A 23,213-nucleotide genomic window follows, 5' to 3' on the forward strand; every position below is an offset into this window, starting at 1 on the left:
TAAATCGTCAAGGTATTCATCGAAATAACGATAATTTTTCGGAATTATCTGATGTGCGTTATATCGTCTGGAACAATACATTTTGTATGTAGTGAAAGCTACATCCGATAACAACGATATCCACTAAATAAAACACGATGACTACCAGGCGATTATTTCTGCGAACGAGTGCATTGTCTCTTATTGGCATCACATATCAAATCGCAAAGGCGGCACCGCCATCCCCCCAAATGACAGCCACTTCGCCGCACGGATATGAGCTGACAAACGGCGCGACTGCATTGAGGCGCGATGACGGGTCATGGATATTCTGGGTGCGTATCATAAATTTTGAAGACCCGAACAGTGATATTGCGGCGAGTCTCCAAGTGGCGACGGATAAAGGGTTTTCGCAGATTATTGATGTCCTGCCTGTCGTTCTCACAAAGACAAAATCATTTATCGCCCAGACGGTGTACGTGCCCAAAACAGGCAATACACAACTCTATTACCGCTATGTCGTCGGATCGAGTCCGTCTACTGCGCCGTCCGTCCGTTCCTCAGTGAATTCGATTGCTCCTTGGAATACAGAGTCAAAGGCTGAATAAAATGGCAAAAGTAGAAATGGTGTTTCAGTTCGTAGAAAGCGGTTCGAATTCGATGACTACTTTTCAAGCGTTGATGTCCGCAGTCCATAGCCCGAATGACTCACTGTCGCTTATGCAGAATGGCACCAACGTCGTTGCGACCATAACAAATGTCACTCCGATGCTGCAACCAATACGTATTCAGACAAACCTGATGAATGCGACGTCTGTATTAATAAGGGTTGTGGCAGATTGGAAAGATCCGGATAAGAGAGTCCAAACAAACGATGTGCTGACCATTATCAGCTCCGCCGGATTGATCGTAGTGACAGTGCTTGCTTTAGCTGAAATCGGTCCTGGCGTCGCAGCAGTAATCGGCGGACTGGCGCTGGCTGCCGACTTGCAATCTGCCTTCCAGCCCTATATAAACTCTGCCAAAATATGGTTAGGTAATTATATGTCAAATCTGCTGCAAATCTCGCAACCTGTATCGGTTGCTAGTGCCTCGCTTTATTGGTCAAGTCTCCAAACTGGGAGTGGGTACGTCCTTGCGTCATACGACGAAATATTGACGCAAAAGGGGTTGTTCGTTTGTCTAAGCGATAAGGGTATTTTGGGTACAGGCTTGAGGCCTATAGCGACCCCAGTTCCGGGTAGCTTCACGCCAGTCAACGAGGACCAATACAAAGAGAACTACTGCCGATATCTAAGTGTTGAGCAGGGCTGGAGCGATATAGTTAGTGGAATGGATTATTGCAAGAACGTAAAATTCTGATGGCTATGAAAGTAATGCCTCGCTGTATTCGGGTTTCACTTATTGGATTCTTTCTCGCCTTCCTGTGCGAGGCTGGGGTGGAGATTGGTTTGCTTCAATCCAGCGTCCTACCGTGGGAAGGGTGTCTGGCTGTGTTCGCAAGTCTGGTGGCGAATCCCCTAGCGCTTGTATATGGAATAAAGAGGCGGAGATGGGCTTACGATCTGCTTAAGTGGATTGGGGCCTTTGCGCTTGTATGGGCTATGTTTGGCCACCCATATTTGCAAGCACTGGGATTGTGGGCTATCGCGTTAATTACCCTTAGTGTGTGGCTCCGACTCGCGGCGCTGTTCATATTGCGGCGCAAGGCGATGAAAGATTGGATAGAAACGACTACCACCGGCGACGGTTTGCAGTGGCTTTAATGAATGCCGAATAAACGGCCTTTCTCTTCTACCATCACTTACCGCATTGCGCGGTAAGTGATGGTAGAAATTTTCACTACAGCCATTGTATGACTTCGAAATTACCCAGACATTTAAGGTTTCAGCAACCTGTAGACCTTCGCCGACCTCCGCCAGGAGAATAGCGTCCACGCGTTCATCGCTACGACCATAACACTCCAAACTACGACACGCGCACCGGCGTCGCTGCTGTGTATGGATTCAAGGTAAAGCAGTGCCGACATCAGGATGCCAGCGACAAACCACCAGAAGCAAATCTCGGGCGAATCGACGCCGCAAATCTCGCCCGTGGAGTGGTTTAACCATCCCACGAGTGTTTGCCAGTTATCCGTATCACGCAGTACAGCCGTCACTACCATACCGTTTTCAAGTCGAGGCGCGCCGCGCATTTGTACAGCGTACTGACGTTTACCTGCCACTGTGACGTTAAAGGCCACTCCGACTGTTCTCATGTCATATTTGTCTTTTTGGGCGACTATCCCGCCGAAGTTTTCAAGCGTGACGGTAGTGGCGCGGTAGGTCATAAGCAGATGGCGCAATAGCTGAATCTATAAGCATAGCCGTGCTGCTTATCTCGAAACATCGTCCGAACGGCTTTTGGGCTCTTTGTGCGTTCGTCAATGCGCGTCTTTCAGACCAAAGACGCTGTTGGTTCCTTCAAAATCTCAAAACTGCCCCAACCCCGTCAACCCAATCAAACTGCCAGCCGCCAGCAACCACAGCGGATGCACGCGCGTCTTCAACGCCATAACAGCAGTAAAAGCAGTGATCGCCCATGCAATCGCCGTCGGATTCGACGTCTCGGCGATCAACGCCGCGCTCGCCGCCACAATCCCGGCCGTCACCGGCACCAGCCCCAGTTGCGCATAACGCCGCCACGGACGGTCCTTGAACCGGTCCCACGCATGCAGCGCGAGTATCGTCACGAGCGACGACGGCCCGAACTTGGCCACTGAGGTCACCAGCATCCCGGCCCAACCCGCCACATGCCAACCGATCAGCGTCACGATCATCAGATTCGGCCCAGGCGCCGCTTGTGCGAGCGCGAACAGCGCGCTGAATTCGCTAGCCGGCATCCAGTGATGCACGTCCACCACCTGACGCTGCATCTCCGGAAGAATGGTGTTGCCGCCGCCGAACGCGAGCAGCGAAAGCTGACTGAAAATGACGGCAAGAGAAATGAGCGTGTCGTTCATCGTGCGGTCCTCGACGCGATGTAGATGCTGAGCGGCGTGAGCACCAGCATCGTAGGCAGAAGCGGCAGGCGCATGATAGCGATCGCGATGAAGCCGAGTACCGCGATGAGTGCGGCCATCGGCTTATTGCGCAAGGGCAGCAGGATCTTGACGGCCATCGAGATCAGCAGGCCGGACGCCGCGGCCGCGAGACCGGCAAACAGATGACGAACATGCGGGTCGTGTTGCGTGTGTTCGTAAAGCACGCCAAGGCCGATCACGACCAGTGAAGGCCCCGCGATCAACCCGAGCAAACCCGCCAACGCACCCGGCACGCCGCGAAAGCGCATCCCGAGCGCGACTGACAGGTTGATCACATTGCCACCCGGCAAGAACTGGCAGAGGCCGAGCAAGTCGGTGAATTCAGCGCCGGTCAGCCAACGCCGCCGCTCGACCAGCGCGCGTCGCGCCAGCGGCAGCGCGCCGCCGAACGAGATCAGCCCGAGACCAAGAAAGCCGCCAAAAATTTCTCGTAGTGTGGGAGAGGGCGCGAGAGCGGGCTCGGATGAGGTGAGATCGTGATCCATATCGTTGAGCTTGCGGGTCAAGCTCAGGAGGGTAGCGCCTAACCGGCGGCGAGCAAAACGATTTTTCGGCCCGCCTTTGTGACCTCAAATCACAAGCGTGGCCGGCAATCTTCCTCTATCTCAGGCGTTGCGCGCCTTTGAAGCGCGCTTCTGCAAAGTATCGAACACCGCACGTTCACCGGGCTCCACGCACCATGCGCGAAGCGCCGGCATCACAGATAGAACATCCGGTCTTCATCCGACTTGGCCGGATGCGGCTCGGTTTCTTCCCGGTCTTCATAGAACTTCAGTACCGCTTCGAGCACCTGATCCGGATCGTCGATTACCTGCATCAGGTCCATGTCCGTCGGATTGATCAGGCCCATCGGCGTGAGCGAATTCTTGAACCATGCAAGCAGGCCTTCCCAGAACTCGCCGCCCACCAGAATGATCGGCACGTGGCGCGACTTCTTGGTTTGAATCAGCGTGAGGACTTCGGCGAGTTCATCTAGTGTGCCGAAGCCGCCGGGCATCACGATCACCGCGTCCGAGTTCTTCACGAACGTGACCTTGCGCGTGAAGAAATGGCGGAAGCGAAGCGAAATGTCCTGCCACTGATTGCCCGATTGCTCGTGCGGCAGCTCGATGTTCAGGCCGACCGACGGAGCTTTGCCGGCATGGGCACCCTTGTTGGCCGCCTCCATGATGCCGGGGCCGCCGCCCGAGATCACCGCGAAGCCTGCGTCCGACAGCTTGCGCGCGATTTGCGTGGCGAGTTTGTAGTAAGGCGAGTTCGGTTTCAGGCGCGCTGAACCATAGATGCTGACAGCCGGGCGAATCTCCGAGAGGTACTCGGTCGCCTCGATAAACTCTGCCATAATCGTGAACATCTGCCACGATGCGCGGGCCTTCTTAGCCGTTGCGCGCTCTTGATCTGCGAGCGATCGCAGACTCGGAATCACTTTTCTCTTAGTCATAATGCCTGAAGAACGAAGCCTTGAAGGTAAGACCCTGCTATTGGTCGACGGTTCGAGTTACCTGTACCGGGCCTACCATGCGATGCCCGATTTGCGCGGGCCCGAAGGCGGCCCAACGGGTGCGCTCTACGGGATGATCAACATGCTGCGCCGCATGCGCAAGGAAGTCACAGCAGAGTATAGCGTGTGCGTGTTCGACGCCAAGGGCAAAACGTTTCGCGACGACTGGTATGCCGACTATAAGGCGAATCGTCCGTCGATGCCGGACGATCTCTCGCGTCAGATCGAGCCGATTCACGTCGCTGTGCGCGCGCTCGGCTGGCCGCTTCTGATGATCGAAGGTGTGGAAGCCGACGACGTGATCGGCACGCTCAGCACCGAAGCCGAAAAACGCGGCATGAATGTGATCGTGTCGACTGGGGACAAGGATCTGGCGCAGCTTGTGTCGGATCATGTCACCCTCATCAATACGATGACGAACGAGAAGCTCGACCGCGAAGGCGTGATCGCCAAGTTCGGCGTGCCGCCGGAGCGCATCATCGACTACCTGTCGTTGATCGGCGATACCGTCGACAACGTGCCTGGCGTCGAGAAGTGCGGGCCGAAAACGGCGATCAAATGGCTCACGCAGTACGAAACCCTCGATGGCATCGTCGCACATGCGGACGAGATCAAAGGTGCGGTAGGAGACAATCTGCGACGTGCGCTCGATTTTCTGCCCATGGCGAAGAAACTCGTCACCGTCGAGCGCGCTTGCGATCTGACCGGCCATATCGAGTCGATCGAAGCAAGCCTGCAAAGCCGGCCGGAATCGCGTGAAGAATTGCGCGACGTGTTCACGCGCCACGGTTTCAAGACCTGGCTGCGCGAAGTGGAAATCGCGGACGCGGTGGAAGGCCCCGAGACCGATGTGCCGCCGGCGCTCAGCGTGGATCACGAACGCCACTACGACACCGTGCAGACGTGGGAGCAGTTCGATGCATGGCTCGAGAAGATCAATGCCGCGGAGCTGACCGCGTTCGATTCGGAAACCACCTCGCTCGATCCGATGACGGCGCAAATCGTCGGATTGTCGTTTTCGGTCGAGCCGGGTCATGCTGCTTATGTGCCGCTCGCGCATCGCGGCCCGGACGCACCGGTGCAACTGCCGCGCGACGAAGTGCTCGCGAAGCTCAAGCCGTGGCTGGAAAGCGCCGAGCACAAGAAGGTCGGCCAGCATATGAAGTACGACGAGCAGGTGCTGGCGAACTACGGCATCGAAATGCGCGGCGTCGAGCACGATACGCTGCTGGAATCGTACGTGGTCGAATCGCATCGCACGCACGACATGGACAGCCTCGCGCTGCGCCATCTCGGCATCAAGACGATCAAGTACGAAGAGGTGGCGGGCAAAGGCGCGTCGCAGATCGGATTCGACGAAGTCGCGCTGGAGCAGGCCGCCGAATATGCCGCGGAAGACGCCGACATCACGTTGCGTCTGCATCAGGCCTTGTATCCGCAGGTGGCCGCGGAGAAAACGCTCGACTATGTGTATCGCGGCATCGAAGTGCCGACCTCGCGCGTACTGCGCAAGATGGAGCGCACGGGCGTGCTGATCGACGCCGATAAGCTGCGCGCGCAAAGCAGCGAAATCGCCACGCGTCTGATCCAGCTGGAAAGCGAAGCGTACGTGCTGGCCGGCGGCGAATTCAATCTTGGTTCGCCCAAGCAGATCGGTCAGATCTTCTTTGAGAAGCTCGAATTGCCGGTGGTCAAGAAGACCCCGAGCGGCGCGCCGTCCACCGACGAAGAAGTGCTGCAAAAGCTCGCCGAAGACTATCCGCTGCCGAAGATCCTGCTCGAACACCGCGGTTTGTCGAAGCTGAAATCGACCTACACCGACAAGCTGCCGCGCATGGTCAATGCTCAAACGGGCCGTGTGCATACGAACTACGCACAGGCGGTGGCGGTGACAGGCCGGCTGGCGTCGAACGATCCGAACCTGCAGAACATCCCCGTGCGCACCGGCGAAGGCCGCCGCATCCGCGAGGCGTTCATCGCGCCGCCGGGACACAAGCTCGTCTCCGCCGACTACTCGCAGATCGAGTTGCGCATCATGGCGCACATCTCCGGCGACGAATCCTTGTTGCGTGCATTTTCGCAAGGTGAAGACATTCACCGCGCCACCGCGGCGGAAATTTTCAGCGTGACGCCGCTCGAAGTGTCGAACGATCAGCGGCGGGTGGCGAAGGTCATCAACTTCGGCCTGATCTACGGCATGAGCGCGTTTGGTCTCGCCGCGAACCTCGGCATTACGCGCGACGCGGCCAAGCTGTATATCGACCGCTACTTCGCGCGTTATCCGGGCGTCGCACGTTATATGGACGAAACGCGTCTGAGCGCGAAGGCCAAGGGCTACGTGGAAACGGCGTTCGGCCGTCGCCTGTGGTTGCCGGAGATCAACGGCGGCAACGGTCCGCGCCGTCAGGCGGCAGAGCGCGCGGCAATCAATGCGCCGATGCAAGGCACGGCCGCCGACCTGATCAAGCTGTCGATGATCGCGGTGCAGAAGTGGCTCGAAGAGTCGAAGGTCGGGACGCGCATGATCATGCAGGTGCACGACGAACTGATTCTCGAAGTGCCGGACGCGGAATTGTCCGACGTACGCAAGCGCCTGCCGGAACTGATGTGCGGTGTGGCCGCGCTGAAGGTGCCGCTGGTCGCTGAAGTGGGCGCCGGCCTGAACTGGGAAGAGGCGCATTGACTGGCATGTGACCGGGTGCGTGCCAGGCCATAACGTCGCACCCTGGTCACATATGCGTATTGATGGCTTGTGACAACCCGTGCCGCTCGCGGACAATCGATAGAACAGACAGAGCGCGCTTCATATGAAAGCGCGCCATCGCCACGCATAACCTATCGGCAAATACGGAGAGTTCAATGCATCGATTTATCGTCGTTGGCGGGGGCGCGGGGGGCCTGGAGCTGGCAACGCGCTTAGGCGACCGCTATGCACCCCGCAAGAACAAAGGCGGTGTGCGCGCGCAAGTGACGCTCGTCGACCGTAATCCAACCCATATCTGGAAGCCGCTGCTGCATGAAGTGGCCGCCGGCAGCATGGACCCGTTCACCCAGGAACTCGAATATGCGGCGCAAGCGCGCTGGCACGGCTTTGAGTTCCAGCAGGGCGAGCTGACGGGCCTCGATCGTACGGCCAAACGTCTCACGCTCGGCACCGTGCTCGACGACGACGGCGCCGAACTGCTGCCCCAGCGCGAACTCGAATACGACACGCTGATCATCGCGATCGGCAGCACCACGGCGTTCTTCGGTGTGAAGGGCGCGCCGGAGTTCTCCCTGGCGCTCGATACGGTCAGTCAGGCGGAGCGCTTCCGCAAGCGGCTGATAGCGGCCTGCATGCGCGCGGAGCATCAGGTGCATGAGCCGGTCGAATCGGGGCCGGGTACGTCGGTTTCTGCCGAGCCGCGCATTCAGGTGGCGATCGTCGGTGGCGGTGCGACAGGCGTCGAACTCTCGGCGGAGTTGCGCAATACGGCGCAGGTGTTGTCCGCGTATGGCTTGCATAAGCTCGATCCGCGGCATGACGTCGGCATCGTGCTGATCGAGGCGGGGCCGCGCATTTTGCCGGCCTTGCAGGAGCGTGTGTCGACGGCCACCGCCGAACTGCTCACCAAGCTCGGCGTGAAGCTGATGACCGGCGAGACCGTGGCCGAGGTCGCGCCCGGCATGATTCGCACGGCCAGCGGTAAAACCGTGCGCGCCGATCTGACGGTGTGGGCGGCGGGCATCAAGGCGCCCGCCATCCTGAGTGAGCTCGACGGCCTGCCGGTCAATCGTCTGGGGCAGCTCATCGTGCGCCGCACGCTGCAGACCGAAATCGACGACAACGTCTTCGCGCTCGGTGATTGCGCGGCTTGTCCATGGCCGGGCAACGAACGCAACGTACCGCCGCGTGCGCAAGCGGCTCACCAGCAGGCAAGCTTTCTGATGAAGGCGCTTGCCGCGAGGCTCGACAACAAGCCGCTGCCCGAATTTACCTACCGCGACTTCGGCTCGCTGGTGTCGCTCGGGCACTTCAGCGCGGTCGGCAACCTGATGGGCGGCGTGATCGGCGGCAATATGCTGATCGAGGGGCTGTTCGCGCGCTTCATGTACATGTCGCTGTACCGGCTGCATATCGCCGCGCTGCACGGCTACGCGCGAATGGTGCTCGACACCTTCGCGCACTGGTTGCGGCGCACCACGCTGCCGCGTGTCAAGCTGCACTGACGGTCAACTGACGGTCAACTGCTCGAAAAGGTTGCATCTGCAACAGGATGCCGGTGAAGCGTATCCTGTTGCCTCCAACCTGCATTCGAGGAGTGCCGCATGCTGAAACCTGACATCGACAGCCTGGTCCCGCACGTTCCTTTCAATCGACGCACGTTCATCAAAGCCGCGCTCGGCACTGGTTTTGCGGCGGCTGTGCTGCCGGTGTCGGCGCAAACCATTCATACCGATAGCGACGGCCTCGAAGCCGGTGAGATCGCCGTGCATTCGGGCGACACGCTCGTGCCGGCGTATCGCGCGCAGCCGAAGGGCAAGACGCATCTGCCCGTGATCATCGTGATCCATGAGGCGTTCGGCGTGCACGAGCATATTGCCGATGTGTGTCGGCGCTTTGCCAAGCTCGGTTATCTGGCGATCGCGCCGGATCTGTTCGTCCGCGAGGGCGATCCGGCGGTGCTGCCGACCATTCAGCAGATCGACGACCGGATTCTTGGCAAGGTGCCGGACGAGCAGGCGCTGGGCGATCTCGACGCCACCGTTGCGTGGGCGGGCGCGCACGGTGGCGATCTGAACCGGCTGGGCGTGAATGGTTTCTGCTGGGGAGGACGCATCGCGTGGTTGTATGCCGAGCACAATCCCCGGTTGAAGGCGGCGGCGGCATGGTACGGCCGGATCGGTGGCGATCACAGTGCGACGACGCCGGCGAACCCGCTCGATCGCGCGGCTGATCTGCATGCGCCGGTGCTAGGGCTGTATGGCTTGCAGGATCAGAGCATTCCCCAAGCCTCGCTCGAGCAGATGAAGCAGGCTATCGCGCAGGGTCCGCAGGCAGGGCGTGGATCGCAATTCGTCGTATATGACGACGCGGGCCACGCGTTTTTCGCGGACTACCGGCCGAGCTACAAGAAGGCCGACGCCGAAGATGGCTGGCGCCGTGTGCTGGTGTGGTTCAAGCAGCATGGGGTGGCTTGAGTCACTCCGTTGCCGGGCCGAGCGTGTCCGATCTTCGTTGACGAACTATAGTGTGCCGGCGCGCTCGGTTGCGTGAATGCTGAAAGGCCGTGGCTGCTCTTCAGCGGCCACGGCCTTTTCGCTAATCAGCCCGCTCGACGTATCGGCTTAAGGATTCGGCCCCGTCGCAACCGGCCGCTTCGGATCAGAACTCCATTCGCTCCACGAACCCGCATAGAGCGCCGCGCCATGCATGCCGGCAATTTCCATTGCCAGCGCGTTCACGCATGCCGTCACGCCCGAACCGCATTGCAGCACAACGTGTTCCGGCGACGTGTCGCCCAGCAACGCATGGAATTCCTCGCGCAGCGTGTGTGCGGGCTTGTAGCGGCCGTCGGCCGTGAGGTTGTCCTTGAAGAATCGATTGAGCGCGCCAGGAATATGGCCGCCGACGCGATCCAGCGTTTCGTTCTCGCCGCGATAGCGATCGTTGGCGCGCGCGTCGACCACGACGTGCTCTTTCGTGCCGAGATTGCGCTCGACGCTCTGCGCGTCGACCGTAACGGACAGCGGCGCGCCGGCATTGAAGTCGCCGGTATTCTGGGCCGGGACGTCTTGCGTCAGCGGGTGGCCGGCGGCCTGCCAGGCTTGCAAGCCACCGTCGAGCAGCGCAACCGCGTCATGGCCGAGCCAGCGCAGCAGCCACCATGCGCGCGCGGCGTACATGCCGCCCTGCGCGTCATAAGCGACCACCTGTTGACCCTGTTTGAGCCCCCGCGACTCCAGCGTCTCCACCAGCCGCGCACGATCCGGCAGCGGATGGCGGCCATTGTGGCCGGTCTTCGGCCCTGACAGGTCGCGATCGAGGTTCAGATAGTGCGCGCCCGGCAAGTGCCCGGCCAGATAGGCTTTTTCGCCCGCCTCGGTGTCGGCCAGATCGAAACGGCAATCGATGACGAACACGCTGCCCGGCGCGGCGGCCAGCCGCTCCGCGAGGTTGGTCGCGGAGATGAGTGTGGTGTAGTGAGTGTGCGGCATAACGTCTCCTCGATACGAGCGATTGCGGCTCCGGCCCGGCGGCTTGGCGCGGCGAGCGGATGGCCCGGCGATGTTGTTAGTCTAAACAAAAAAAGACGGGCCGCAGCCCGTCTTTCCATGCTTTGAGGCGACTCGTGCACAACTCGTGCAGGGATCGGCTCAACGCCGATGCATGGGAGCATGAACGAAGCACGCGCGGCCCGCGCGGATCAGATCGCGCCGAGTTCGCGCCGCAGGAACTCGTGGAAGTGCTGCATGCCGTCTTCCATCGGGCTTTGATACGGGCCGACCTGAGATTCGCCGCGTTCCATCAGCGCGCGACGGCCTGCGTCCATGCGCTCGGCGATCTCGTCGTCTTCGCGGGCCGTTTCCATGTAGGCGGCGCGCTCGGCTTCGACGAACTCGCGTTCGAACAGCGCGATTTCCTCAGGGTAATAAAACTCCACCACATTGGTGGTTTTCTGCGGGCCGCGCGGAATCAACCACGACACGACCAGCACGTGCGGATACCACTCGATCATGATGCCGGGGTAGTACACCATCCAGATCGCGCCGAACTCGGGCGGATTGCCTTCGCGAAAGCGCAGCACTTCGTCATGCCATTTGCGGTACGTCGGACTGCCCGGCTGCTCCAGATCCTTGTGCACGCCGACCGTCTGCACGCTGTACCACTCGCCGAATTCCCACGTCAGATCGTCGCAATTGACGAAGCTGCCAAGGCCGGGATGGAACGGCGCGACATGGTAGTCCTCCAGATAGACCTCGATAAAGGTCTTCCAGTTGTAGTTGCACTCGTGCACCTCGACGTGATCGAACATGAAGCCCGAAAAATCGAAGTGTTGTTTGGTGCCCAGCTTTGCCAGATCGCGCGCAACCTCGCGCCCCCGCGCTTCGAACAGCAGGCCTTGCCAGTTCTGCAGCGGCGTGGCGCCGAGATTCAGGCAGGGGTTATCAGCAAAATGGGGTGCACCGAGGAGCTGGCCGTTCAGGTTGTACGTCCAGCGATGCAGGGGGCAGACGATGTTCTCCGTCTGGCCGCGGCCGTTGAGCATGATGGCTTGCCGGTGGCGGCACACGTTCGACAGCAGTTCGGCTTGCGACTGCTGGTTACGGACGAGCACGCGCCCTTCGCTCTCGCTCGGCAACGCAAAATAATTTCCCGCTTCGGGCACCATGAGATCGTGGCCGATGTAGCGAGGACCTTTCTTGAAAAGGGTGTCGATTTCGCGCGTTAAAAGCGCTTCGTCAAAGTAAGCCGTGACTGGCAGCTGGCTGTGGACAGACCGCAACTGCAATGCATTGCTCAGATTGGACATTCCCACTCCCGTGAAGACGTGAAAGCAGTGAACAACCCAACCATCGATGGATTCGATTTAGGGAGCCCGCGATTATACCCGTTTCCCCTTCCATGGGGCGCTTAAGTGCCTGATTTGGGTCAAAAATGTCAAGGAAGTTCACGCTTTTCGCCGCAGACCGATCGATTTTTTTCTGCGAGACTGCTAGTGCAGGGCGGAGGGCAAAGGTAGGTGTAGGGCGGTGGGCGGATCGGAAATGTCTCTTTTGCCGTAGAATGTCCGACTTGTTTTAATTTTGCGACTATTTATGGCGAAGACCGCGTCGAAAGATACTGCTGCCGCGCCTGCTGAGGGCGTCGATACCACGCCGTTGCCCGAGAACTACGAGGCCGCCCAGGCGGAGCTGGAAGGGCTGGTCGCGCGCATGGAAAGCGGCAATCTCAGCCTCGAGGAGTCGCTCGGCGCCTACCGGCGCGGTGCGGCACTCGTGGCGTTTTGCCAGCAGCAGCTCGAAAAGGTCGAGCAGCAGGTGCGCGTGCTCGACGGCGAGACGCTCAAGCCGCTGCCTATGAATAGCGCAGGCACAGCCGCTACGGAAAGCGGGGACGACCTATGACATTCGAACAATGGACACGCTCGGTGCTCGAGCGCGTCGAAGCGGCACTGGAACACTATCTGCCCACGGAAGCAACCGAGCCGGCCAAACTGCATGAGGCCATGCGTTACGCGGTGCTAGGCGGCGGCAAGCGGGTGCGCCCGCTGCTGTGCCACGCGGCGGGCGAGCTGACCGGCGCGCGCGCCGAGTGCCTCGATGCGGCGGCGGCGGCGCTGGAAATGATCCACGTGTACTCGCTCGTGCACGACGACATGCCGTGCATGGACGACGACGCGTTGCGTCGCGGCAAACCCACGGTACACGTCAAATATGACGAAGCTACGGCATTGCTGGTGGGCGACGCGCTGCAATCGCAGGCGTTCGTCGCGCTGACCGCAGATGTGATGGCGCCGGCGCAACAGGCATCGCTCGTGCGCGAACTGGCCTTGGCGAGCGGCTCGATCGGCATGTGCGGCGGTCAGGCCATCGACCTGGCGAGCGTCGGCCATACGCTGACGCGCACGCAGCTGGAAACCATGCACCGGATGAAAACCGGCGCCTTGCTGCGTGCCGCGGTACGCATGGGCGCGCTGGCGGGCGAAACGCCGGGTGCGGACGCCATGCGTTCGCTCGACGTGTATTCGGCCGCTGTCGGCCTCGCGTTTCAGGTCGTCGACGATATTCTCGACGTCACGACCGATTCCGCGACGCTCGGCAAGACGGCAGGTAAAGACGCAAAGGACGGCAAGCCGACCTACGTGTCGATTATTGGGCTAGATGCGTCGCGGGCGCTCGCAGCGCAACTGCGCAGCGACGCCCACGCTGCGATCGCGCCGTTCGGTGCGCGCGCGCAGCGTCTTGCCGAATTGGCTGACCTGGTGGTGAACCGGGTTAGCTAAACGCGAAAGCCCGCCGCCTTGCATCCATGATTCGAGGTGCATGTATGAAGTGCGGGCGCGTAAGTTTTCCTACAATGGAACGACGATGTACGACTTGCTGAAAACCATCGACGACCCGGCAGCCTTGCGCCGCCTTGATCGCCGCCAATTGCAACCGCTTGCCGACGAGTTGCGTGCCTTCGTGCTCGACAGCGTATCGCAGACGGGCGGCCATCTTTCGTCCAACCTCGGCACGGTCGAGTTGACCATTGCTTTGCACTATGTGTTTGACACGCCGCGCGACCGGATCGTATGGGACGTGGGCCATCAAACCTACCCGCACAAGATCCTGACGGGCCGCCGCGACCAGATGCATACACTGCGTCAGCTTGGCGGCATCTCGGGCTTCCCGAAGCGCGACGAGTCGGAATACGACACCTTCGGCACCGCGCATTCCAGCACCTCGATCTCGGCCGCGCTCGGCATGGCGGTCGCCAGCAAGCTGCAAGGCGAGAACCGCACGGGCATCGCCGTGATCGGCGACGGCGCAATGACGGCCGGCATGGCTTTTGAGGCGATGAACAACGCCGGCGTCGAAGACGACGTGCCGCTGCTGGTCATCCTGAACGACAACGACATGTCGATTTCGCCGCCGGTCGGCGCGCTGAATCGTCACCTGGCGCGCCTGATGTCGGGCCGCTTCTACGCTGCCGCGCGTGCGGGCGTCGAGCGCGTGTTGCGCGTTGCACCGCCTATGCTCGATCTGGCGCGCAAGCTCGAAGAGCACGCCAAGGGCATGATCGTGCCGGCCACGCTGTTCGAAGAGTTCGGTTTCAACTACATCGGCCCGATCGACGGTCACGACCTGGATTCGCTGATTCCGACACTGCAGAACATCAAGGAACTGCGTGGTCCGCAATTCCTGCACGTCGTGACGAAGAAGGGCCAGGGCTACAAGCTGGCCGAAGCCGATCCGGTGCTGTACCACGGCCCGGGCAAGTTCAATCCCGCTGAAGGCATCAAACCCGCCGCCACGCCGTCGAAGAAAACCTACACGCAAGTGTTCGGTGAATGGTTGTGTGACGCGGCCGAGCTGGATGCGCGCGTGATCGGCATCACGCCGGCCATGCGTGAAGGCTCGGGCATGGTCGAGTTCGAGAAGCGCTTCCCGGACCGCTACTTCGACGTCGGCATTGCCGAACAGCACGCGGTGACGTTTGCCGGCGGTCTGGCTGCGGACGGCATGAAGCCGGTGGTCGCGATCTACTCCACCTTCCTGCAACGCGCTTACGACCAGCTGATCCACGACGTCGCGCTGCAAAACCTGCCGGTGGTGTTCGCGATCGACCGCGCGGGTCTGGTCGGCGCGGACGGCGCCACGCACGCGGGCGCCTACGATCTGGCGTTCCTGCGCTGCATCCCGAACATGACGGTGATGGCGGCGTCGGACGAAAACGAATGCCGTCAGATGCTGTACACCGCATTGCAGCAACCGAACCCGACGGCGGTGCGCTATCCGCGCGGCGCCGGCACCGGTGTGGCAACAGTCAAGCAAATGACGGCGCTGCCGCTCGGTAAGGGTGAGGTTCGTCGCGAGACGTCGCAACCGGCCGGCAAGCGGATCGCGATCCTGGCGTTCGGCACAATGGTCGCGCCGTCGCTGGCGGCTGCTGAGCAACTGGACGCCACGGTGGCGAACATGCGCTTCGTGAAGCCTTTGGACGCCGAACTGGTTCGCCAACTGGCCGAAACGCACGACGCCATCGTCACGGTCGAAGAAGGTTGCGTGATGGGCGGTGCGGGTTCGGCTTGCGTCGAAGCCCTGCTTGAGAGTGGGGTGATGCGGCCCGTTCTGCAATTGGGCCTTCCGGATCGCTTCATCGATCATGGGGATCCGGGCAAGCTGCTCGCGGCCTGTGGTCTGGACGCAGCGGGCATCGCCAAGTCGATTCGTGAGCGCTTTCTTTCCAGCGGCGCGGTCGCCGGTCAATCCTCGGTGAAGCGCGTCGCGTAGTTGAGTCGCACGAGTCGCGTGGTTGCGTTACTTGACTCCGCGCCGACTGGCTGAGTCGTTCAGCTGCTCCACTTGCGCTTTGCCGCGGTGATCGCGGCCATAGCAATTTCCAACTTGAATCGATGGACCTTCGGGTCCATCATCCAGCGCCGGCAGGGGCCGGCGTTTGCCGTTGCGCAGCCGGATCCGCGCGGTCGCCGAGAACCCCAAAACCTGTTGCTTCGCGACGGCCCCGGACGGGGCAATTCCCCAAGGGGACTTCCTGCGGGGCGCGGGATTTCCTTCGGGGTGGGGACTTCCCGCGAAGCGGAAAAACCTGGGGCCGCCCGGCGGTTTCCTGAAAGGACAAGAATATGAACCAGATGAACCCCGCCTTTGTGATGCCCGACGTGCAGAGCACGCTCGATACGCGTCAGATCCCGATTCAACGCGTCGGCGTCAAGGCAGTGCGCCATCCGCTGACAGTGCGCACGCAAGGCGGCGAAGTGCAGCCCACGGTCGGCACATGGAATCTCGACGTGCATCTGCCGGCCGATCAGAAGGGCACGCATATGTCGCGCTTCGTCGCGTTGCTTGAAGAGAACAAGGCGCCGCTCGAGGCGGCCACGTTCCGCACCATGCTCGCCGCAATGCTCGAAAAGCTCGAGGCCGAGGCGGGTCGCATCGAGGTATCGTTCCCGTACTTCGTGAACAAGACCGCGCCGGTGTCGGGCGTGCAAAGTCTGCTCGACTACGAAGTGACGTTGACGGGCGAGACTCGCAACGGCACGACGCGCCTGTTCCTGAAGGTACTGGTGCCGGTCACGAGCCTATGCCCGTGCTCGAAGAAGATTTCGCAGTACGGCGCGCACAACCAGCGTTCGCACGTCACGATCAACGCCGAACTGGCGGGCGACGTGGCAGTGGAAGAACTGGTTCGCATCGCTGAAGAAGAGGCCTCGTGCGAGCTTTGGGGCTTGCTCAAGCGTCCGGACGAGAAGTTCGTCACCGAACGTGCTTACGAGAATCCGAAGTTCGTCGAAGACCTGGTGCGCGATGTCGCACAGCGTCTGAACGCGGACGAGCGCATCGTCGCTTACGTGCTCGAAGCTGAGAACTTCGAATCGATTCACAATCACAGCGCGTACGCAGTGATCGAGCGGAATAAGCGGGCGGCCTGAATTGCGCGTTTTGTTGCCTGAATGAGAAAGCCGCTCTTTCGAGCGGCTTTTTTTACACCTCACGCCGCTGAAGTTCAGCGTGCGAGCGAAGTCAGATCCCAGCGCGGCTTCACCGTGAACGCATAATCTTTGGCCGATTGATCGGGCCAGCGTTGCAGCCGCAATGCGCCGGCCAGTGCAATCATCGCGCCGTTGTCCGTACACAGCGACAAGTCCGGGTAATGCACGAAGAAATTGCGTTTCTTCGCGGCAGCTGAAAGCGCCTCGCGCAGTTGCCGGTTCGCGCCGACACCGCCCGCGACGACCAGCCGGTTGAGCTTGGTCCGTTTGAGCGCAGCCAGCGATTTTGCCGCCAGGACCTCCACGGCAGCATCCACGAATCCGCGTGCGAGATCGGCTTTTGCCTGCTCGCAGATATTCGCGCCGCCGAGCTTCCTGGCATGCGTGAGGACCGCGGTCTTCAGGCCGCTGAAGCTGAAATCGAGGTCGCCGGAATGCAGCATCGGACGCGGCAGAACCACCGCGCCGGGCGTGCCGAATTCAGCCATCCGCGATACTTCCGGGCCGCCGGGATAGCCGAGGCCCAGCAGTTTGGCGGTTTTGTCGAAGGCTTCGCCGGCGGCGTCGTCCAGTGTTTCGCCGAGCGTCTCGTAGACGCCCACGTCCGTCACGCGCATCAACTGCGTATGGCCGCCCGACACCAGCAGCGCCACGAACGGAAACGGCGGCGGCTCGTCCACCAGCAGCGGCGACAGCAAGTGCCCTTCGAGATGGTGAATGCCGATGGTCGGCTTGTCCCACGCCATAGCCAGCGAATTGGCGACGCTCGCGCCGACCAGCAGCGCGCCTGCGAGGCCGGGGCCTTGCGTATAGGCGATGGCGTCGATATCGCCGCGCAGCGTGCCGGCGCGCTCCATCACCTCTTCGAGCAGCGGCAGCGCCCGGCGGATGTGATCGCGCGACGCCAGTTCCGGCACCACGCCGCCATACTCCCGGTGCATCGCAATTTGCGAATGCAGCGCGTGCGCGAGCAGGCCGCGCTCTGTGTCGTAGAGCGCGAGACCGGTTTCGTCGCAGGAGCTTTCGATGCCGAGAACGAGCATGATGGGTCGCTTGAGCAGGCGCGCGAGTGAAGACCAAGGCGCCCAAAAAGTGAAAAGGCAAGCCTGAAAGTATAGCAGCGCGGGCAGGGGGCCGCAGACGCACGGGTACAATGCGGCCCCATGGAATCCTTCGATATCGCAGTGATCGGCGCAGGCGCGGCCGGCATGATGTGCGCGGCCGTGGCCGGGCAACTCGGCCGTCGCGTGGTGCTGATCGACCACTCGCAGCGCCTCGCGGAGAAAATCCGCATTTCCGGCGGCGGCCGGTGCAACTTCACGAATCTGTATGCCGGACCGGCCAATTATCTGTCGGCCAACCCCCACTTTTGCCGCTCGGCGCTGGCGCGCTATACGCCACGTGATTTTATGGCGCTGCTCAAGCGCCATCACGTGACGTGGCACGAGAAGCACAAGGGGCAGTTGTTTTGCGACCAATCGAGCGATGCGGTCATCAACGTGCTGAAGAGTGAGTGCGACGCGGGCCGCATTGCGTGGCGCACGCCGCTGGCGGTCGAGCAGGTGCGGCATGACGCTGAAGGACGATTCACACTGGGCACCCACTCGGGCCCGATCACGGCCCGCGCGCTCGTGGTGGCGACCGGCGGCCTGTCGATTCCCAAGATTGGCGCTACTGACTTCGCCTACCGCCTCGCCAAGCAATTCGGCCACAAGCTGATCGACACGCGCCCCGCGCTGGTTCCGCTGACCTTCGCCCCGGCTGACTGGGATCCGTTCGCGGCGCTCTCCGGCGTGTCGCTGGAAGTGCAACTGGCGACCGGCAATAAAAAGACCGGCGCCGAATTTAACGAAGACCTGCTGCTCACCCATCGCGGCCTGTCGGGCCCCGGCGTTCTGCAGATTTCGAGCTACTGGCAACCGGGCGAGCCGATTCACATCAACTTGCTGCCTGAGCAGGACGCTACGACGGCCTTGCTGGAGGCCAAAAGCGGCACCAGGCGTCAGATCGCCAATCTGCTTTCGGAATGGGTGCCGCAACGGCTCGCCCATGTCTGGCTGCAAACCCATCAGGTTCCTGCCGAGGCCCGCGTCGCCGATTTGCCCGACAAAACGCTGCGCCGCGTCGGTGAGGCTTTGTCGCGCTGGACGCTCACCCCGAACGGCACTGAAGGCTACCGCAAGGCCGAAGTCACGCGCGGTGGTATCGACACACGCGAGCTCTCATCGGCGACGATGATGAGCGCCCGCACGCCGGGTTTGTACTTTATCGGCGAAGCGGTCGACGTGACCGGCTGGCTCGGTGGCTACAATTTTCAATGGGCATGGGCCTCCGGCGTGGCGGCCGGCCAGGCGGCCGCGGAGTACGTTTTAGGGGCTTGACGGCGCGTTAGCTTTGTGAGAAAGCTCTGCTATACTCCTGAACCTTTACAAAGGTCCGTTATTGAAAAATGACGATCATCCGCGTAAAAGACAACGAGCCGTTTGAAGTCGCCATGCGCCGCTTCAAGCGCACGATGGAGAAGAACGGGTTGCTGACGGAACTTCGCGCTCGAGAGTTTTACGAAAAGCCTACGGCCGAGCGCAAGCGCAAGAAGGCGGCTGCGGTAAAGCGTCATTTCAAGCGTCTGCGTGGCCAGATGCTGCCAAAGAAGTTCTACTGATTCTGGCGTTGCCGCGGTTTCCGTCAAACGGAGCGGCGACATCCAACCGGTGAGGGCACAGCAGGTGCCGTCACGGAAAATACGGCCCTTCGGGCCAGCCGGCAGGGTCGCATCTAGTACGCAAAATTGCGCCAACCCGCTTGAGGAAGCAGTCCCAAGCGGGCGTTTGTGTTGGATGCCGCGCGCGAACCTGGCGTATTGGGTCGGCAGGTTGGTCGCATGTTGGTCGATTAGCGGCCGGTTTTTAAATTTCAACGTATTCAGGTGAGTGATGAGTCTCAGGGACCAGATCAACGACGATATGAAAGCAGCCATGCGCGCGCGCGATACCGAGCGGCTCGGTACGATCCGCCTGCTGCTGGCCGCGGTCAAGCAACGCGAAGTCGACGAACGCGTCACCCTTGACGACACGGCGATCACCGCCGTCATCGACAAGATGATCAAGCAGCGTAAAGACTCGATCAGCCAGTTTGAAGGCGCTGGCCGCACGGATCTCGCCGACAAGGAAAAGGCTGAACTGGCCATCCTATCCGCCTATATGCCGGCGCAGATGTCCGAAGCCGAGATCGTTGCGGAAGTGCAGGCCGCGGTCGCGCAGACTGGCGCCGCCGGCCCGCAGGATATGGGCAAGGTCATGGGCGTCCTCAAGCCGAAACTGGCCGGCCGTGCCGACATGACCGCCGTTTCGGCGCAAGTCAAAGCCGCGCTCGCGAAGTAATTCCTGGATTTCCGGTCTGCGCGCGCTGTTGATCGACGGCGCGCTCAGCCTTGAGCTTTTTAGGTAGCGTCATTCACTGTGATTCCACCGTCATTCCTGCAGGACCTGCTCAACCGCGTCGATATCGTCGACGTGGTCGGCCGGTATGTGCAGCTGAAAAAGGGCGGCGCGAACTTCATGGGGCTGTGCCCGTTTCACAACGAGAAAAGTCCTTCGTTTACGGTTAGTCCGACTAAGCAGTTCTATCACTGCTTCGGCTGCGGTGCGCATGGTACGGCCATTGGCTTTCTGATGGAGCATGTCGGCTCCACGTTCCCGGAGGCGGTCAACGAACTCGCGCAATCGGTCGGGTTGACTGTGCCGAACGAGCCTTCGCCAGGGTATGGCGGCGGTTCTGGCGGGTATTCGCCGGCGGCCTCCAAGGCGGTGACCACGGCGCTGTCCGATGTCATGCAGACCGCGTGCGACTTTTACCGCAAGCAGCTGCGCGGCGCGCCGGTCGCGATCCAGTATCTGAAGAAACGCGGCCTGACCGGCGAGATCGCCGCCCGCTTCGGCCTCGGCTACGCACCGGATGGCTGGCAGAACCTCGAGCCCGCGTTCCCCAACTATCGGGACGACGCGCTGGTCGAATCGGGTCTCGTGATCGTCAGCGAAAAGTCGGATGCGCAAGGTCAGAATCGCCGGTACGACCGCTTTCGCGAGCGGATCATGTTCCCGATCCGCAATGTCAAAGGCCAGGTGATCGGTTTCGGCGGCCGCGTCCTGGACGGCGGCGAGCCCAAATATTTGAATTCGCCCGAAACGCCGCTATTTAACAAAGGCAGCGAGCTATATGGGCTGTTCGAGGCCCGTCTGGCGATTCGCGAACAGCATTATGTGCTGGTGGTCGAAGGCTATATGGACGTGGTCGCGCTGGCCCAATTGGGGTTCCAGAACGCGGTGGCCACGCTCGGCACGGCCTGCACGCCGATTCATGTGCAGAAACTGATGCGTCAGACCGATACGGTCATCTTCAGTTTCGATGGCGATTCGGCCGGGCGCCGCGCCGCGCGCCGTGCGCTGGATGCCTGTTTGCCGCATGCGGCGGACAACCGCACCATCCGCTTCCTCTTTTTGCCGTCCGAGCACGATCCGGACAGCTATGTGCGCGAATTCGGCACGGAGGCGTTCGCCGAACAGGTCGAGCGCGCCATGCCGCTGTCGCAGTTCATGCTGAACGAGGTGCTGGCCGGCAAGGAGCTGGACCAGCCCGAAGGCCGGGCCCGCGCGCTGTTCGATGCGAAGCCCCTGCTGCAGCAACTGCCCGCGAATGCGTTGCGCGCGCAGATCATGCATATGTTCGCCGACCGGCTCGACGTGCCGTTCGACGAAGTCGCCGCTTTATGCGAAGTCGACGCCCGGATTGCGGCGGCTGCGCGTTCCGCGCCGGCCCGCAAAGACCGGCGCAGCGTGACCGGGATCGAAGAGAAGACGCTGCGCAATCTGGTGATGTATCCGCGAACGGTGGCGGTTCTCGACGAGGAGGCCGAACAGGCGCTTCTGAGCGTCACGCGGCATGGCGAATTGTTCGAGGAAGTGACGACGCATGCACGCGCACTGGGCGATTCGGCGGAGTTTCAGTTGCTGTCCGACCTATTGAGAAACGGCGCAAATGCCCCAACTTTCGAGGAAATCTTTCGCAAAATTCTAGACTATGATGAAAACGTCCGGGATTTACTACTGAAGGACCCGGAGGATGCGACCGTTATCGAGGAGCGGCGCGAGCAGGAACGGATCGTCGGAGAGGAGCTGAAAGCCGCGATTCTGAAGATGCGGTACGACGCTTACTGCGATCGTCTCGAGCAGCTTTCGCGGCAATCCCGGCACACGCCGGAGGAGTTCACGGAGTTGACGAGCCTGAATCAGAAGCGGGCTGAAATGAAGCGCCAGCTCGGGCTGTAAGCGAGGTGGCGGAAGCCGAAGTGCTAGAATAAAAGGTTTGTAGCGGTTTGTTTTTTCAATGGTTTTCCTGGCAAAGGCGAAAAGGCGATTGCGATGGCAAAGACACCAGGCGGAAAAAAAGCAACAGGCACGGGTTCGCACGAACCGACCCGAAAGGTCACCGAGGCCAAGTTAGCTGCTTCCCCCAGGAAAGCGTCTGCCGCGAGCGTCACACCTGCTGCCGGGAAGAAACCCTCGACCACTTCCGCTGCGCGAGCGGAGCCGGTCAGGGCGGCGAAAGCTGTACCACCACCGGCCATAACAAGGCCAGGTGTCAGAAGCGCAAGGGAAGCGCCTGCCGCGCAGGACGATGCGGCAGAGCGTGAGACTCCAGTATCCACGGTTCAACCGGCTGTTGTCCAACAGCCGCGAGTCGAGACTACAGCCGGTACGACGAACTCCATGACGAAAAAGCTGAACGAAACACCCGTCGATGACGACGCAACCCAAACCGAAGAAACCCCTGCTGCCGTTCCGGGCAAGGTGGAGAAGGTCAAGGCTCGCGATCGTCGTGCTAAGGAAAAAGCGCTGTTGAAAGACGCGTTTGCGTCGTCGCAGCCGGGCACGGTCGAGGAACTCGAAGAGCGCCGCTCCAAACTGCGGGCGCTGATCAAGCTCGGCAAGGAGCGCGGCTTCCTCACGTACGCGGAAATCAACGACCACCTCCCGGACAACTTCACCGAGACCGAGGCGATCGAAGGCATTATCAGCACGTTCAATGACATGGGCGTGGCTGTGTACGAGCAGGCGCCGGACGCTGAAACGCTGCTGTTGAACGACAACGCGCCCGCTGCTTCGTCGGACGACGAAGTGGAAGAGGAAGCGGAAGTCGCGCTCTCCACCGTCGACTCCGAATTTGGCCGCACCACTGATCCTGTCCGCATGTACATGCGCGAAATGGGCACGGTCGAGCTGCTCACGCGTGAAGGCGAAATCGAGATCGCCAAGCGCATCGAAGGCGGCCTCCAGGCGATGATGCTGGCGATCAGCGCGTCGCCGACGACGATCGCCGAGATCCTGGTTTACGCCGACCGCATCGCGGCGAGCGAAATGACCATCTCCGAGGTGGTCGATGGCTTCGTCTCCGA

The 23,213-nt window shown here is 61.1% G+C and carries 22 protein-coding genes; 14 read left to right on the plus strand and 8 right to left on the minus strand.

The features are described 5' to 3' along the window. The first annotated feature begins 173 nt into the window (after positions 1 to 173). Complete coding sequence (locus QOC89_RS30955) at positions 174 to 587, plus strand: hypothetical protein (RefSeq protein WP_323048525.1); 414 nt, start codon at positions 174 to 176, stop codon at positions 585 to 587. A 1-nt stretch (position 588) separates the two neighbouring features. Next, on the plus strand, positions 589 to 1,341 hold the full coding sequence (locus tag QOC89_RS30960) for a hypothetical protein (RefSeq protein WP_323048526.1): 753 nt from the start codon (positions 589 to 591) through the stop codon (positions 1,339 to 1,341). Between the two features lie 517 nt (positions 1,342 to 1,858). Here QOC89_RS30960 and QOC89_RS30965 read toward each other — a convergent pair. From QOC89_RS30965 to QOC89_RS30980, 4 genes are all read right to left on the minus strand, one after another. Beyond that, on the minus strand, positions 1,859 to 2,308 hold the full coding sequence (locus QOC89_RS30965; protein WP_323048527.1) for a hypothetical protein: 450 nt from the start codon (positions 2,306 to 2,308) through the stop codon (positions 1,859 to 1,861). 141 nt (positions 2,309 to 2,449) lie between these two features. Beyond that, positions 2,450 to 2,980: a chromate transporter gene (locus QOC89_RS30970; protein WP_323048528.1), complete on the minus strand. Its 531-nt coding sequence runs from the start codon at positions 2,978 to 2,980 to the stop codon at positions 2,450 to 2,452. Further along, positions 2,977 to 3,546, minus strand: a complete 570-nt coding sequence (locus tag QOC89_RS30975) for a chromate transporter (protein WP_323048529.1) — start codon at positions 3,544 to 3,546, stop codon at positions 2,977 to 2,979. The genes QOC89_RS30970 and QOC89_RS30975 overlap by 4 nt, the downstream gene beginning before the upstream one ends. A gap of 212 nt (positions 3,547 to 3,758) precedes the next feature. Further along, on the minus strand, positions 3,759 to 4,502 hold the full coding sequence (locus QOC89_RS30980) for a TIGR00730 family Rossman fold protein (protein ID WP_093634992.1): 744 nt from the start codon (positions 4,500 to 4,502) through the stop codon (positions 3,759 to 3,761). 1 nt (position 4,503) lies between these two features. On the opposite strand from QOC89_RS30980, the gene polA reads away from it, so the two are divergent. The 3 genes from polA (at position 4,504) to QOC89_RS30995 (ending at position 9,743) form a co-directional block, all read left to right on the plus strand. Continuing rightward, positions 4,504 to 7,245, plus strand: a complete 2,742-nt coding sequence (gene polA / locus QOC89_RS30985) for a DNA polymerase I (protein ID WP_323048530.1) — start codon at positions 4,504 to 4,506, stop codon at positions 7,243 to 7,245. 176 nt (positions 7,246 to 7,421) lie between these two features. Beyond that, the gene (locus QOC89_RS30990) at positions 7,422 to 8,771 is read left to right on the plus strand and encodes an NAD(P)/FAD-dependent oxidoreductase (protein WP_323048531.1); all 1,350 of its coding nucleotides are present in this window, start codon (positions 7,422 to 7,424) and stop codon (positions 8,769 to 8,771) included. 99 nt (positions 8,772 to 8,870) lie between these two features. Continuing rightward, positions 8,871 to 9,743: a dienelactone hydrolase family protein gene (locus QOC89_RS30995; protein ID WP_323048532.1), complete on the plus strand. Its 873-nt coding sequence runs from the start codon at positions 8,871 to 8,873 to the stop codon at positions 9,741 to 9,743. 147 nt (positions 9,744 to 9,890) lie between these two features. Here QOC89_RS30995 and QOC89_RS31000 read toward each other — a convergent pair whose 3' ends face one another. Both QOC89_RS31000 and QOC89_RS31005 read right to left on the minus strand, forming a co-directional pair. Continuing rightward, positions 9,891 to 10,760, minus strand: a complete 870-nt coding sequence (locus QOC89_RS31000) for a sulfurtransferase (RefSeq protein ID WP_323048533.1) — start codon at positions 10,758 to 10,760, stop codon at positions 9,891 to 9,893. 209 nt (positions 10,761 to 10,969) lie between these two features. After that, positions 10,970 to 12,076 (minus strand): aromatic ring-hydroxylating dioxygenase subunit alpha, encoded by a 1,107-nt coding sequence (locus QOC89_RS31005; RefSeq protein ID WP_323048534.1) that lies wholly within the window; start codon positions 12,074 to 12,076, stop codon positions 10,970 to 10,972. A gap of 286 nt (positions 12,077 to 12,362) precedes the next feature. Between QOC89_RS31005 and QOC89_RS31010 the strand changes: the two genes are divergently transcribed. From QOC89_RS31010 to folE2, 4 genes are all read left to right on the plus strand, one after another. Then, a complete protein-coding gene (locus QOC89_RS31010) occupies positions 12,363 to 12,671 on the plus strand; it encodes an exodeoxyribonuclease VII small subunit (RefSeq protein ID WP_179739329.1) in 309 nt (102 codons plus the stop codon). Further along, on the plus strand, positions 12,668 to 13,549 hold the full coding sequence (locus QOC89_RS31015; protein WP_323048535.1) for a farnesyl diphosphate synthase: 882 nt from the start codon (positions 12,668 to 12,670) through the stop codon (positions 13,547 to 13,549). The genes QOC89_RS31010 and QOC89_RS31015 overlap by 4 nt, the downstream gene beginning before the upstream one ends. Before the next feature lie 85 nt (positions 13,550 to 13,634). Beyond that, positions 13,635 to 15,542 carry a 1-deoxy-D-xylulose-5-phosphate synthase gene (gene dxs, locus QOC89_RS31020; RefSeq protein ID WP_323048536.1) on the plus strand — a complete coding sequence of 636 codons (1,908 nt, stop codon included), beginning with the start codon at positions 13,635 to 13,637 and terminating at the stop codon, positions 15,540 to 15,542. A 353-nt stretch (positions 15,543 to 15,895) separates the two neighbouring features. After that, positions 15,896 to 16,702: a GTP cyclohydrolase FolE2 gene (folE2, locus tag QOC89_RS31025; RefSeq protein WP_323048537.1), complete on the plus strand. Its 807-nt coding sequence runs from the start codon at positions 15,896 to 15,898 to the stop codon at positions 16,700 to 16,702. 74 nt (positions 16,703 to 16,776) lie between these two features. Here folE2 and tsaD read toward each other — a convergent pair whose 3' ends face one another. After that, complete coding sequence (gene tsaD / locus QOC89_RS31030) at positions 16,777 to 17,805, minus strand: tRNA (adenosine(37)-N6)-threonylcarbamoyltransferase complex transferase subunit TsaD (protein ID WP_323048538.1); 1,029 nt, start codon at positions 17,803 to 17,805, stop codon at positions 16,777 to 16,779. A gap of 120 nt (positions 17,806 to 17,925) precedes the next feature. Here tsaD and QOC89_RS31035 point away from each other — a divergent pair, with 120 nt between their 5' ends. The 4 genes from QOC89_RS31035 to dnaG all read left to right on the plus strand — a co-directional run bounded on the left by QOC89_RS31035 (position 17,926) and on the right by dnaG (position 22,086). Beyond that, a complete protein-coding gene (locus QOC89_RS31035; protein ID WP_323048539.1) occupies positions 17,926 to 19,143 on the plus strand; it encodes an NAD(P)/FAD-dependent oxidoreductase in 1,218 nt (405 codons plus the stop codon). A gap of 68 nt (positions 19,144 to 19,211) precedes the next feature. Beyond that, positions 19,212 to 19,424 carry a 30S ribosomal protein S21 gene (gene rpsU / locus QOC89_RS31040; protein WP_120293500.1) on the plus strand — a complete coding sequence of 71 codons (213 nt, stop codon included), beginning with the start codon at positions 19,212 to 19,214 and terminating at the stop codon, positions 19,422 to 19,424. Between the two features lie 271 nt (positions 19,425 to 19,695). Then, entirely contained in the window at positions 19,696 to 20,142 is a 447-nt protein-coding gene (locus QOC89_RS31045) for a GatB/YqeY domain-containing protein (protein ID WP_323048540.1), read from the plus strand. 78 nt (positions 20,143 to 20,220) lie between these two features. Beyond that, complete coding sequence (gene dnaG, locus QOC89_RS31050) at positions 20,221 to 22,086, plus strand: DNA primase (RefSeq protein WP_323048541.1); 1,866 nt, start codon at positions 20,221 to 20,223, stop codon at positions 22,084 to 22,086. A 23-nt stretch (positions 22,087 to 22,109) separates the two neighbouring features. Here dnaG and QOC89_RS31055 read toward each other — a convergent pair whose 3' ends face one another. Further along, on the minus strand, positions 22,110 to 22,385 hold the full coding sequence (locus tag QOC89_RS31055) for a DNA primase (protein ID WP_323048542.1): 276 nt from the start codon (positions 22,383 to 22,385) through the stop codon (positions 22,110 to 22,112). On the opposite strand from QOC89_RS31055, the gene QOC89_RS31060 reads away from it, so the two are divergent. Continuing rightward, positions 22,384 to 23,213 (plus strand): RNA polymerase sigma factor region1.1 domain-containing protein (locus QOC89_RS31060; protein ID WP_323048543.1); only part of this gene is annotated, 830 nt, incomplete at its 3' end. The two genes, QOC89_RS31055 and QOC89_RS31060, sit on opposite strands and share 2 nt — an antisense overlap.

The organism is Paraburkholderia sp. (assembly GCF_034668105.1).
Taxonomy (GTDB): Bacteria; Pseudomonadota; Gammaproteobacteria; order Burkholderiales; family Burkholderiaceae; genus Paraburkholderia.